The organism is Polaribacter staleyi (assembly GCF_038024045.1).
GTDB classification, from domain to species: Bacteria; Bacteroidota; Bacteroidia; order Flavobacteriales; family Flavobacteriaceae; genus Polaribacter; species Polaribacter butkevichii.
In genome coordinates this window covers 2,929,689-2,943,687 of record NZ_CP150665.1, presented here as the reverse complement: position 1 = coordinate 2,943,687, position 13,999 = coordinate 2,929,689, and the positions used below count along the sequence as shown (strand labels likewise).

Annotated in this window: 10 protein-coding genes; 2 read left to right on the top strand and 8 right to left on the bottom strand. The window is 31.0% G+C overall.

Annotated elements, in window-relative coordinates; genetic code table 11:
* Positions 1-123: 123 nt before the first annotated feature.
* Entirely contained in the window at positions 124-891 is a 768-nt protein-coding gene (locus WHD07_RS12490; RefSeq protein WP_343328676.1) for an enoyl-CoA hydratase/isomerase family protein, read from the bottom strand.
* A 132-nt stretch (positions 892-1,023) separates the two neighbouring features.
* The gene (locus WHD07_RS12485) at positions 1,024-2,358 is read right to left on the bottom strand and encodes an MATE family efflux transporter (protein ID WP_343328675.1); all 1,335 of its coding nucleotides are present in this window, start codon (positions 2,356-2,358) and stop codon (positions 1,024-1,026) included.
* A 175-nt stretch (positions 2,359-2,533) separates the two neighbouring features.
* On the opposite strand from WHD07_RS12485, the gene WHD07_RS12480 reads away from it, so the two are divergent.
* Entirely contained in the window at positions 2,534-3,325 is a 792-nt protein-coding gene (locus tag WHD07_RS12480; protein ID WP_343328674.1) for a universal stress protein, read from the top strand.
* Position 3,326: 1 nt separating this feature from the next.
* On the opposite strand, the gene WHD07_RS12475 is transcribed toward WHD07_RS12480, so the two are convergent.
* Complete coding sequence (locus WHD07_RS12475; protein WP_343328673.1) at positions 3,327-6,065, bottom strand: PD-(D/E)XK nuclease family protein; 2,739 nt, start codon at positions 6,063-6,065, stop codon at positions 3,327-3,329.
* A gap of 145 nt (positions 6,066-6,210) precedes the next feature.
* Here WHD07_RS12475 and WHD07_RS12470 point away from each other — a divergent pair, with 145 nt between their 5' ends.
* Entirely contained in the window at positions 6,211-7,017 is an 807-nt protein-coding gene (locus WHD07_RS12470; RefSeq protein WP_343328672.1) for a nitrilase family protein, read from the top strand.
* A gap of 200 nt (positions 7,018-7,217) precedes the next feature.
* On the opposite strand, the gene WHD07_RS12465 is transcribed toward WHD07_RS12470, so the two are convergent.
* The 5 genes from WHD07_RS12465 to WHD07_RS12445 all read right to left on the bottom strand — a co-directional run bounded on the left by WHD07_RS12465 (position 7,218) and on the right by WHD07_RS12445 (position 13,868).
* Positions 7,218-8,201, bottom strand: a complete 984-nt coding sequence (locus WHD07_RS12465; protein ID WP_105049556.1) for an acyl-ACP desaturase — start codon at positions 8,199-8,201, stop codon at positions 7,218-7,220.
* A gap of 4 nt (positions 8,202-8,205) precedes the next feature.
* Complete coding sequence (locus WHD07_RS12460; protein WP_343328671.1) at positions 8,206-8,934, bottom strand: lysophospholipid acyltransferase family protein; 729 nt, start codon at positions 8,932-8,934, stop codon at positions 8,206-8,208.
* 44 nt (positions 8,935-8,978) lie between these two features.
* A complete protein-coding gene (locus WHD07_RS12455; RefSeq protein WP_343328670.1) occupies positions 8,979-9,401 on the bottom strand; it encodes a hypothetical protein in 423 nt (140 codons plus the stop codon).
* Between the two features lie 101 nt (positions 9,402-9,502).
* Positions 9,503-11,314 (bottom strand): hypothetical protein, encoded by a 1,812-nt coding sequence (locus tag WHD07_RS12450; RefSeq protein ID WP_343328669.1) that lies wholly within the window; start codon positions 11,312-11,314, stop codon positions 9,503-9,505.
* 10 nt (positions 11,315-11,324) lie between these two features.
* Complete coding sequence (locus tag WHD07_RS12445; protein WP_343328668.1) at positions 11,325-13,868, bottom strand: TonB-dependent receptor; 2,544 nt, start codon at positions 13,866-13,868, stop codon at positions 11,325-11,327.
* Positions 13,869-13,999: the final 131 nt, after the last annotated feature.

The following is a 13,999-nucleotide window of genomic DNA, read 5'->3' as shown; positions in this document are numbered from 1 at the left end:
ATTGTCTTGTTTGACACTCATATACTACTATATGAACAAATATTACCAAACTATAAAAGATACTTTTACCCAAAAAAGATAAAAATAGTTGTAAACTAGAGCGTTTTGAGAAGTAATAAAAAATTATTTTTTAAATTTTAACAATGCCTTTTTAGTGAATTCTGATAAAACTAATTCTCCTGAAACAGCTGCTCTTTCTACCAATAAATCCGGCCAATTTTCTGTTCCTTGCCACAATGCTTTCTTCATTTCTAATAAAGCTACAGAATTGTAAGAAGCCAATTTTTCTGATAACAATTCAACTTCTTCATCCAGTTCTTTTTGCGATTCAAAAACCTTTGCATACAAACCTTTTTCTTTAGCCCAATAGGCATTTTTCCAATTGGTTGCATCTAACGTTAATTCTGCGGTACCAGAAACTCCAATTTTACGAGTTACTGCTGGTTCAATTACAAAAGGTCCAATTCCTATTGTAAATTCAGATAATTTTATTGCCGCATTTTCTGTTGCCAAAACATAATCGCAAGCAGCAGCTAAACCTACTCCACCACCCACTGTTTTTCCCTGAACACGACCAATAATTAATTTACCACAAGTTCTCATGGCATTTAGTACGTTTGCAAAACCAGAGAAAAATTGTTTTCCTTCTTCTAAGTTTGAAATGGCCACTAACTCATCAAAAGAAGCACCGGCACAAAATGCTTTTTCTCCTTCAGACTTTAAAACAATAACAGAAACAGCAGCATTATTTCCTACAGAAATCAATTCGTTTGTTAATCTATCTAACAATTCACTCGGAAAAGAATTACTTGCAGGATGCCCAAATTCTATGGTTGCAATGCTATTTTGAATATTGGTATATAAACTTCCGTTTTGTCTTGTAGTGCTCATATGAATGTATTTTTAGTAAAGTTAAGGTTTAATTCTTAATGTCATTTCGAAATGAGACTTTTTAGTCTATTGAGAAAAATAAAAGTATAATATTTAATGAGATTGCTTCCTTCCTCGCAATGACAACGCAAACTAATCATGTTCTGCAAGTGGTAAAAACTTACTTCTAAACTTAATAATTAATGGCAATCCTCTTGCAACCATCCAAAGGGTAAAGGCAATCCAGATGGCAGTTAATTTAAAATCGTAATAATCAAAAATCAATAAAGTGGGAATAAAAACCAAACTGGTGGCTAGAATAAGTAGGTTTCTTAAATATTTCATTTCTCCCATTCCTTTAAACATTCCGTCAAAAATAAAAGTAACTGCGTTTATAGGTTGCATTAATAAAATAATCCAAAAAACATTATAAAACTGTTCTAAAACAGCTATTTCTTTCGTGAAAATTTGTCCGATGAAACCGTAAAAAACAAAACCTACTAAAGCAATAATTACGCCCATTATTAAACCATATTTAAAAAGCTTGTTACTTAATTCTATCAATAATTTATAAGATTTTGCCCCTAAAAGTTTACCAGATAAAATGTTGCCTGCACTCGAATATCCATCGATCATAAAAGCACCCAACAACCAAATATTAATCCCAATAGTATACGCAGCAATGTATTCTTTTCCGTAATCTGTAGCATAAGAAGTTGCAAAGTACAAAGCTGCATTTAAAGCAATGGTTCTAATAAAAAGGTTACCAATCATCCCCAACAAACGAGGAACTTCTTTATGAAAAGGCAGTTTTAATTTTAATGAAATAGGCGTTTTTTTCATCAACAAAACCAATGCAATAATTGCCATTACAACTTGCGCAATAATACTTGCATAAGCAGCACCTTCTATTTGCATTGCTGGTATGTAACCTTCTACTCCGTAAACCAAAATAATATCTAAAAACACATTTAACAAGGCTCCTATTATGGCAATTATCATTGGATAATATGTGTTTTGCAAACCTCTAAAAATACCGAAAACAGCAAACACAAAAAGTGAGAATGGAAAGCCAAAAATTCTTATTTTAAAATAAGTAATACAATACTCTAAAACAATACCTGATGCATTATAAAATTGAAAAATTTGTTTTGCAAATGGATAAGAAATTGCTAAAACAAATACACTGCCTAATACAACTATAGCAATGGCTTGTGCAGGTAAATCTTTTACTTCATCTAATTTATTGGCACCAACATATTGAGAAATAATTGAAGAAATGGCGCTTCTAATTTGCCCAAAAACCCAAATTAACATCGATATAAATGCACCTACAATTCCTACTGCCGCTAAACTTTCGGTTGCGTTTTCATTAATATTACCAATAATGGCAGTATCTGTAATAGATAATAAAGGCTCTGCAACCCCAGCAATTAAAGCTGGAATTGCTAATTTATTTATGTTTTTAAAACTGATGTTTGTTTTCATATCTAGATTTTGCAAATGTAACTAGATTTGCCTTAAAGATTACAGCCTTTCTAATACACTCTAGATAAATTACATGCTTACAGCGCAATACAAACAAGTACTTAAAACCCAAAGCTAGTACCTTGTAGTAACGCCCAAAAAAAATATGTAACTTTGCATCTTTAAATACAGCATTATGAAAAATATTTTAGTCCCAATCGGATCTACAGAAAAAGCAATTACCACTTTACAATATGCCATTGATTTTGCAGAAGAAATAAATGCAAACGTATTAGTTTTTAGGGCATATAAAGCAAAATCTAAAGCGGGTAGTATGGTAAATATGACTGCAATTATTGAGCGTGAAACAAAATTATACCTAAAAACATTGGTAAGCGCTGTTGATAGAAAAAATGTAGATGTAAAGTTAATTTCTTCTAAAGGAGGAGTTCTAGAAAGTGTTGAGGCTATAGATAATGAAATTGGTGTAGATTTAATTATTGTGGGAGCTAAAAGTAATTCTATTAAACATGGTGTTTTTCTTGGAAGTACAGCGGGTAGCTTGGTTAAAAAATCTGATTTACCTGTTTTAACGATTCCTGAAGGCTATGTTTATAAACCTATAAAATCTATTTTATTAGCATTTAAATCTGGTATTATTAAAAGTAAAACAGCTTTAAACCCTTTAATTACTTTGGCAGAAAAATTTAATCCAGAAATAAATTCTTTATTAGTTAAAACTGTAGGTTATAAAGATGAAGATTTAGTTTTAGATAAAGGATTAATTGAACTACAAACCACACTTACAACTACAGAAAATGCCACAACGTATCAAGGTGTTTTAGAGCATTTTAAAACTCATAACCCAGATATGTTATGTGTTTTTAGACGTAAAAGAGGTTTCTTTAAAAAATTATGGGAAAAAAATACAGTACTTAAAAAAGAGTTTTATACATCTATTCCTTTATTAACTTTAAAAGGAAAATAAACTAGTATTTTAAATCTGCTGGTTCAATAAAATCTACATCAAGGGTATACATTTCTTTGATGTAGGTTTTTATTTCTACCATAAACTCTGCTAACTTTTCTTCCGTTATTTCAACGTCTGGTTTTCTATAATTTGATGAAAAATTGACAGATAAAAATCCGCTATTTAGGTTTTTAAAAGAATAAATACCTCCTTCTAAAGGTTGCTTAAAATCGTAGTTTTTACTTTTAGTATATAAATAAGCGTACAACAATACCTGTATGGCTTTGTGCTGCTCTTTTTCTCTTAATTTATCAAATTCTACAACACGTAAATCGGCACTACTTACCATACCTGTTTTATAATCTGTAATACGTAACACACCATTTAATTCATCTACTCTATCTACCTGACCATGTATTTTTATAGGATATTCAATACCTTCTATTTCTATGTCTTCGGATAAATTTTCTTCAGTTGCCAGAATCTTTAATTGATTGTTTTTATCTTTTAATAATTCTTTTTCTTGTGATAAAAAATTATTGACAAATCGATTGGCTACTTCAAAAATTAAACGGTTTCTACCTGTAGATATATCTCCGTTTTTAAAGGCTTCTTTAAAATGTTTCACCACCAAATCTTTCGATTTTTTGCCCATCGAATCAATATCCTCTACTTGTAAAAATTTACCTACAAACGGAGTGTATAGTTCGTCCAAAGTTTCGTGAACAACAGTACCTAAGGTGTTATAAGCAACGGTTTCCTCTACATCTTCAAACTCTTTTAATTTAATTATTTTCTGTTTGTAAAACGAAATTGGGTTGTATAAATAATTGGTTAATGCAGACGGAGAAATTCCTTTTACAGCCAATTCTTGTAACTTATCTAAAACCGTTTTATCTTTTTTAATTTCTTTTAACTCCACTTTTTGATTCAGTACTTTTGGAGCAACCGTTTTCTGAATAACGTCTGTTCGCATCATTTCTAATTGCGTAACAAAACGGCTTTTCTCTCCACTTCCTAAAACATCGTGTTCTGTATTATAAATGATAAACACATTTTTGGCTCTCTGCATCAATCTAAAAAAGTGATACGAAAAAATAGCATCTTTTTCTCTGTAAGTTGGCAAACCAAACTCTACTTTAACATCAAAAGGAATAAAAGAATTTTGTTGACTACTTGCGGGTAAAACACCTTCGTTTGTAGAAATTAAAATAATGTTTTCGAAATCTAAAACACGGGTTTCTAACATACCCATTAACTGTAAACCTCTTAAAGGTTCTCCTTGAAAAGATAAACTTTCCGAAGAAATTAATTGTCTAAAAAAGAGTGCTAATGTTTTTAAATCAGGGAAGTATTTAAACTCATTTTGTAAGGTTTTTAATTGCGTAAACGTCGTGTAAAAACGAAATAAATATTCTCTTTCTAAATCGCTTACATCTTCTTTTAAAAGATTGATTAAGTTTAAAACCCGATCTATAAATTCATCTACAGAAGCATACGCGTTAAAAATTGAAATAAGCGCTTCTTTTAACGCTGCATCTATATTTTCTAATAATTTATAGATGTCTTTTTGTTTGATAAACGTCTGGTTATGTTTGGCAATATTGTCTGAAAAAGCATCTATATCTGGTATTATTTTATAAATAGATTGATGTTTTAAAAACCGAATTACATCCTTATAATAAAATTCATTTACAACTGCTTTTTGCAATTTTTCTTGAGAAATAAATAGCTGAAATACAGAAAACAACAAGTTGGTTGTGGGCACATCTTTTAAAGGATATCCCATGGTAATATTAATTGCATTGATGTTTTTAGGCAAAGAATTTAACGTTATTGGCAACAAAGTTTCATCTGCTAAAACCAAAGCTGTATTTTTAAAATCAGTAATTTTTTCTAAAATTTCTCCTGCATATTTTATTTGAGTCGTGTTTTTAGATGCCCCAATTACTTCTATTTTTTTAGGCTCTGAAAATGTTGTACCTAACGTTTGTATTTCGTTTTTCTCGTAATATTTCCATTGTTTTTTATAACCTCTAATAAATTTTCCGGCTTGATGATTTGATTTGAAAAAGGTTTCATCAATATCCCAATAAATTTCTGAATTACCACTTTCTAAAACTTTCTGAAACAATAATTCTTCGGCAGTGTTTAAGGCATTAAAACCAATAATAAAGAATTTTTTTGATGAATTTTTTTCTAAAAACTCATCAATTTTATCGCAAGATTCTCTATAAATTAAACCTTGATATCCTATCTTTTTTTCTTTTAAAAATTGATAAAAAGCATCGTAATACACATTTAATTTCTCTAAAAACGAATAATGATCTTTCATTAACTCGGTTTCTGTAAACTCACCGTCTACAGACCATTTTTTTAAACGCTGAATGTCTCTTAAGTAAATAAAAATCTTTTTAGTTTCTATTAAATGCTGATCTATCTCGTTAAAATCTTGAATAACAGTAAATGCCCAAGAAGCAAAAACATCAAAAGTTACAGGTTCTTTCTCTAACCCTTTATAAATGGTATAAAAATGAAATAATAACTGAATGCTATCTGCCTTTTCTATACCTGAAACCTTATTTATAAATTGCTCTACATTAATTATTTCTGGTAAAAAACCAACCGTAATTTTATCTTTAAAGGTTTGCTTTACAAACACTTTTGCTCTTTGAGATGGAAGTATAAATACCACATCTTGAAAAGATTTTGTGCTTTTTAAAATGTTTTCTATAGTATCAGAAATAAAAGATTGCATAATTAAAATAGATCTCAACTGCGCTCGACCAGACATTTAGGAGAACTTGTCTCCTCGAGCGGAGTCGAGAGGTTTATATTAAATACCAAATTACAATTTTTATCCTATTTTTGAGTAATCTAATTTTTAATTTTAAAAATAAAAAATGCAAAACGAATTGAACATTGTTGGTATTCAGGCAGATTTAGTTTGGGAAAATCCTGCAAAAAATTTGGCTTTTTTTGAAGAGAAAATTAATATGCTTTCTAAAAACACCAATCTTGTTGTTTTACCAGAAATGTTTACTTCTGGTTTTACCATGAACCCAGAAAAAGTTGCAGAAGAAATGAATGGAATTTCGGTTTCTTGGATGCAAAAAATGGCAACAGAAAATGCTTTTGCAATTTGTGGTAGCATGGTGATATACGAAAGACCCTTCGACTGCGCTAAAGGTGACAAAAAATATTACAATCGTTTGGTTTTTGTACATCCTGATGGTAAAATAGAAACGTATGACAAACGACATTCATTTACTTTGGCAGGCGAAGATAAAGTGTATACTTCTGGTGCTGAAAAACTAATTGTAAATTATAAAGGATGGAAAATTTGTCCGTTAATTTGTTATGATTTACGTTTTCCTGTTTGGGCTAGAAACACTGAAAATTACGATCTTTTAATTTTTATGGCAAATTGGCCTGTAATTAGAATTAAAGCATGGGAAACACTTTTAAAAGCACGCTCCATAGAAAATATGTGTTATGTAATTGGCGTTAATAGAACCGGAAAGGATGCTAATAATTATGATTACTCTGGAAACTCTTTAGTCTTGGATTTTTTGGGTGATGAGCTTTCTCAATTAGAAAGTAATGAAATTGGAATTGTTACCACTACTTTGGTGAAAACCGAACAAGATGCAAGTAGAAAAAAACTTGGTTTTTTAAATGATTTGGATACTTTTAAAATTGATTTTTAATGTTTCTACAACATAAAAAGACCTTTCTGTATTTAAACAAAAAGGTCTTTTTAAATTATATATAAGTTTGCAAACAAGTCTAGCCCTGATTAACTCTGCTTTACTATTTTTTTGAATCGTTGAATGCTTCGCATTTGAAACGACATCCTTTTTGTTTTTTACAAAAAGATATAGTGGAAAGCAGGAAATAGCTTCTAATACTAACTAGGATTCATCATCCATTTGAATTTGAAATCTGTTTGAGGAACTACAATTCTTTCTGTAATTCTGTACATTCTATCTGGTAATTTCATTAAATAATCTCTTGCCTTTTCTGCTTCTGGCGTAAGATTTGTAATTTTATCGATTTCCCAAGCTTCATTTAATTTTCTTAAAATATCCACATAATCGAAACCGGTGTAAACACCAACTCTTTGTGCTACAATAGAAAAATCATCGAACAAACTTCCTTTTGCTTCAAAAGATTCTCTTAAATGCATTGCAGGCATTACAATCTTATGTTTCATCATGTGCTGAAAAGCCAACATCATTTCACTAGGATCAATTTTAAAAATTTCTTTTACGAATTCTGTATATGCTTGGTGATGACGCATTTCGTCTCCAGCAATAATTCTAGACATTTTTGCCAAAGCTTTGTGCCCTTTTTTACGTGCAATTTTAGCTACGTTGTTGTGAGAAACATAGGTTGCTAATTCTTGAAAACTTGTGTACACAAAGTTTTTATATGGATCTGTAGAAGTACCAATATCAAAACCATCTGCAATTAAATGTTGTGTAGAAATTTCTACTTCACGCATATTTACACGACCAGATAAGTACAAGTATTTGTTTAAAACATCTCCATGTCTATTTTCTTCTGCGGTCCACGTTCTTACCCATTTTGCCCAGCTATTGTCCGGATCTTGAGAAACTCCGTCTAAATCTAATAACCAAGATTCGTAGGTTGGTAATGCTTCTTCTGTAATGGTGTCTCCTACTAAAACAATCCAAAAATCGTCGTGCAATTCTTTAGATAATTCTCTAATTTCTTCTACTTCTGATATAAAAGAGTCTTTCTGAGAATTTGGCAAAAAGTCTGTTGGCTGCCAGATTTTTTCTGCAGGGATTAAATATTTATCTACAAAGGTATGCATGCTTTTTTCTAAGGTTAGCATCACTTCTTTTCTTACGTTGTGTATAGACATATCTTTATTTTATGTGGTCTTTAATGACTGATTCGGTTTTTTCTAATAATTCATTAAAAGGTAATGAATCTATTTTTATGGGTTGATGAACTTTAAATGTAATTGGGCTACCTAAACCTAATGGAAATTTTCCGTATTTAAAAATTTTCCAAGAATTATTTATTGTTATTGGCACAATATAACCTTCTTTATTAAATTTAGTGATGACTTTTAAGCCATTTATGGCAAATTTCTTAGGCTTACCATCTCTACTTCTTGTTCCTTCCGGAAAAATTACGGCTCCCCATTTATTGTTTTTAATTCTTTTTGCAAACTCCATTAATGCTGAAATGGCTTGTTTTGAATCTTTTCTATCGATTAATGCTGCACCACCATGTTTTAGGTTAAAAGAGATACTAGGTATGCCTTTACCGAGTTCTTTTTTAGAGACAAATTTTGGTTGATGTTTTCTAAATGCCCAACTAATTGGTGAAATATCAAACATACTTTGATGGTTAGAAACAAAGATTAGTGAGCAATCTTCTGGTAGTTTGTGTTGATTATCTACCTTAACAACTACGCCTAAAATTAATAATGTTTTAGATAAAAACCAGTTCATATAATCTACTACAAACTGATGCCCTTTATAACCAAATAATTTTAACCCCAACCATTGTAATGGATGAAATATAAGTAGTGATAAAAAAAACACCAATATAAAAATTGGTGATAATATGTAGCTTAAAATTTTCATTTTGAATCTAATATAGATGCTTGCTTATGCAAGGATGCTTGTTATTAAAACCAGTTACTCCAAGGGATTCTAGAAAGAATCAATATTAAAGCAATACCGTAGAAAATTGCAAATGTTTTAAATTTAGCTGCATCTTCTGTTTGCTTTTTATGTTTAGACCAACCTATTGTTATAAATACAATAGCAATAAGCATCATTAAAGGGTGCTCTACAGCTAATAATCTAGTTGCTTTATTTGCCATAACTTCGCCACCATTAGCTTTTAAGGCTTTAAACCAAGGAGACATAAAATACCATCCTAAACCAATTAATAATTGTATATGAGACACTATTAAGGTAAACAAACCTAGTCTTAAATCTTTATCTGTAAATTCTTTTTTTTGCTTTAAACCAATTACTGCATTAACTACTGCAAAAATTAAAATTGCTAAAACAAGGTATGCCCAATATGAATGTATGTCTTTCATGCTTTTTTTATTCTATTTGTATATGTTACAAAGTTACTAATTTTAATAATAAAAAAACCACCTCAATTGAGGTGGTTTTTGTTAAGGTTTTTTTTTAGGATTTATTCATTCCAAACCCATTCTCCATTTTCTTTAATTAAATATCTTATTACATCATTTGTACCATTGTCATACAATAAGTATGTAATTAGGTATTTTTGACCATCTTCTGCAGATGGATTTAAATGATCTAATAATAGGTCTAACGAAAATAATATTTGATCGTCTTCCCAATTATAATCATAATCAGAATAATCCGCAAGATTACTTAAACTTACATTATCAAAATCTGTATTACCTTCTAATTCTGCAGCCATATAAACATAATCATCTGCATTTAAAGTATATTTAATTGTATTATCTGGAATCCAGTTACTACCATCATGACCAAATTGTAATGTTGTACTCATTGTTGATTGATGTTTAACCCAAACTCCATCAGTTTTTGTATATCTATCTCCACGTACTTGCGCACCACTAGAACTAGATACATATTTATATAGTACATCTAAAACAGCATCGTTTTTAGCATAAGGAAATTTTAGGTTTAAAAAAGCTGCTAAATAATCATCTGCAGGCTTAGAGCTTCCAAAGTTTTCAAGTCCCATTGAAGCAAAATCTGCATCAGTAACTGAGTAAAATCCATCTGTAGATGGGATTTTCCAAGCACCTTCATTGAAAGTGTAAATAGCATTATAAGTTTCTTTATTACCTACAGTTTCATCTGCTAAAGTTTCATTACTCATAATAGAAGACCAAGTGTTTGCAACACGGATACCATCTATGATAGCTGATGGTCCACCACCACCCTGACGGATACCAATTCTTTTAGCGCTATTACCAGAATTACCCGTATTTGTAGCTTCAGGAGTAGCAGGTTCTGTATCTGTTACAGACGTTAATACATATAAATTTGCAATACCTGTTTCAACCTCATAAGAAGTTACTATAAGATAAGTAGTATCTAATTCGTAAGCAGTTGTACCATAAGTTAAAGAACTAGAACTAGCACCTATACCAAATAAAACTTTTCCGTTACCATCGCTTTTTGCTCCGGTTCTTGCAGAAAAATTAAAACTTCCGTCTTCTTCCATTAAATGGAAAAAGTAAGTTCCATTACCAACTTCACTTAATTTAATTAAAGCGCTAGAATATACTTTTTTGGAAGTTAATTCTGGAGAAATAGCTGTATTTACATCTTCAGAACCAGCAGTAGAAATAGCTAAAGCCCCCCCAACATTTGAAGAAGGATAATCTGCCATTGTTAAGTTTTCTGTTGTATACATTAATTGATTATCAGCTCCTGAATGATTAACCCAAGCTCCTGCAGAAATTGTAGTTAAATCTCCAGCATTTGTACCGTAATCTAAGTTTTCATCTAAAGAAACCTCAGGTGTTACTGTAAAAGCACTACCTGTAAATTGATCATATTGTGCAGAAACAAAATCTCCTTCTGTTGCAGTAGCATATTTAGCTGTAATGATATCTACCAAATAATCTCCTGGTGTTGCAGTAGATTGGAAACCTAATAAATCACTTCCGCTTGTTGTATAATCTGCTTGATCTAAAGTGTAATTTTTTAAACCAAAAGCATAACCAACATTTAATTGGTAACCTACTAAAACAGATGAATTTTTTCCCCAAACTGGGTATTTATCTGCTAAAAAAGCAGGTAAAGCTGCTTTTGCTTCATCTACGTCGTTAAAACGTCCAGATAATTCTAATGCGTCGTAGTCATCACTTGTAAGTGTATAAGAAGCTTCTCCTACGATTGCATTTTCATTCGCGTCAACTTCTGCATTAATATCTTCTAATGGCTCACAAGAAGTAAATACCATTGAAAAAATTGTTAGTAATAATACTATTTTTTTCATCTTTTGTTTTTTAAAATTTAACTTTTAACCCTAGACTAAATGTTCTACCTGCTCCATAATAAACTTGTGCAGTATCATAAGTAGAACCATCACCATCATTTGCATCTGAAATATATTCTACATCAAATAAGTTGTTCATATTTGCTGTTAAAGTAGTATCAAAATCACCAATTGTAAATTCGTGTCTTAAACCTAAATCAAATAAACTATAGCTTGGTAATTTCCAAGGGTTAGATGTGTTCGTTGGATCATTTCTTCTGTTTACATCAAAGTAAGCATAGTTGTCTCCTGCATAATTAAAATCTAAAGAAATTGTAGTTTTTTCTAATAAATCATACTTTGCACCTAATGCAAATGTAGTTTGTGCTGCATCAGATACTTTTAATCCTTTAGCGTAAACTGTAGAGCTAGCTATTTCAGTACCATCTTGCGCAAATGTTCTACCTACTGCATCGTTTTTCCATTTCCAGTTACCAACAGAAGCCATACCTGTAATAGCTAATTTATCCATAGGTCTAAGCAAGAAATCGAATTCTACACCTTGGTGTAAGGCATCTAAACCATTAATATTTACTGTTAAGTTTTCTCCTCCAGGTCCAGGAAGACTTCTAATAAGAGATTTATCTAACCAAGAAGTTGTGTAAATATTAAGGTTTGCAGAGAATACTTGAGATTTAAAACCGTATCCTACTTCTGCACTAAAAACTTTTTCATTAATAGCATCTTCATTTAAAGCTGTAGATCTATCACTTTGAAAAACGTTTCCTGTTAAAAATGGTGCTTTTGAGAAATAACCTACGTTAGCAAAAACATTTTGTTGATCATCAATATTATAGTTTGCTCCACCTTTAGTACTGTATCCTAAGAAATTTGCTACATCAGATTTTCTTTCAGGATCATTTGCTGCATATTTCATAAAGTCTTCTTTACTGTATGCTGTGTTAGAAATTGCAGTAGAAAAGAATACAGATAAATCATCTACAGAATATTCTAATTGACCAAATACACCATATCTTTTTACGATACCATCGTAATCTTTACTAAATCTATCTCCTACTTGTAATGCTTGACCTCCTGTATTATCAGAACTATCATCGTTATAGAAATACTCTCCTCCTAATAAGTCTGTTACCTCATACCAGTGAGACCCCACATAAGATCTTGCGTCTATACCTACAGATAAAGATAAAGTTTCTGATAATTTAGTTTTTAAAGTTGATAAAACTCCGTACCATTCGTGAGAGTTTTTTGAAGCTGCAAAGAAATCTGTAGCACCTAAAGCTCCGTTTGATATATTTTCATCAACAATTCTATCGAAATCTATTGGTTGGTCTGCACCACCTAATCTATAATCATTGCTAATAAATTTTGAACCTTGAGTTCTTCTTCCTCCTCCTGTACCAAAAGAAGCATATACAGAAGTAGTTAAAAATGTTTCTTCAGAAATTATCCAATCATAATTTAAAGAAATTTGTGGTTTGTGATAAAAGTTAAAAGAAGTATTTTCTACTTGACCATTTCTGTAACCCCAATCTGGATTAAATCTTTTACCTCCTTGTTCTGTTGCTCTATATTCTGCAATAGTTCTTCTATTATATCTTTGTCCGTGTTCTTGAATTGTACCAATTACGTTGAAAGATAATTTATGTTTCTCGTTAATTTCTTTAGAAACATTTAAGAAATAGTTTACACCACTAAACTGAAGACCATCTACATAACCCTCTCCAGAAACTTTAGCTGCAGAAGCTGTTACTGCAAAACCATTGTCCATCATACCTGTAGATAATGTCATTCCATATTTTTGGTAACCATTGTTTCCTGTACTCATTCTAACAATACCACCTTTTTCTGCATCTGTAGATTTAGAAATAACATTAATGGTACCACCAATAGAAGGTACTGCTACCTTAGAAGCTCCTAAACCTCTTTGTACTTGCATTGCAGAAGTAACATCTGATAATCCCGCCCAGTTAGACCAGTAAACTGCTCCGTTTTCCATATCATTAACAGGTATACCGTTAATCATAACTGCAACGTTTTGAGATCTAAATCCACGTAAGTTAATTCTTCCATCTCCATAACCACCACCAGATTTGGTAGCATAAACACCTGGAGTAGATTTTAAAATCTCTGGAAATTCCTGTGCTCCTAATTTAGCTTCAATATCTGCCGCTTTAATTGTAGAAACTGCCACTGGTGTTTTTCTACCAATTGCAAAAGAAGTTGCTGTAACAACTATTTCATCTAAAGCTCCAGCATCCTCTTCTAATTTAATAGATTTAAAATTTGATTTTGAAGAAGAAAACGCAAATTCTCTAGTTTTGTAGCCTATAAAAGAAACTACCACAACCCCAGACTTTGCCTTTGCTGTTAAAGTAAATTTTCCATCAAAATCTGTTGATGTACCGTTTGCTGTACCTTTTACAACAATACTTGCTCCTGGTAATGGTTGGTTTGTATCATCTACAACTGTCCCAGTAATTTTAGTTTGTCCTAAAACTGTAGCTGTTACAAATAGTAAGGCTACAAATAATAAGTTTTTAAAATTTCTCATTGTTTAATTTTATGTTATTAAATGTTCTGCAAAATTCCTCTTTTTGTAGAGTTCTAATGTTAATTTAATGTTAAGCTTTAACAAAAAATTAAGACAAGTAAGCCCATAAAATATTTTTTCTAAACTAATAA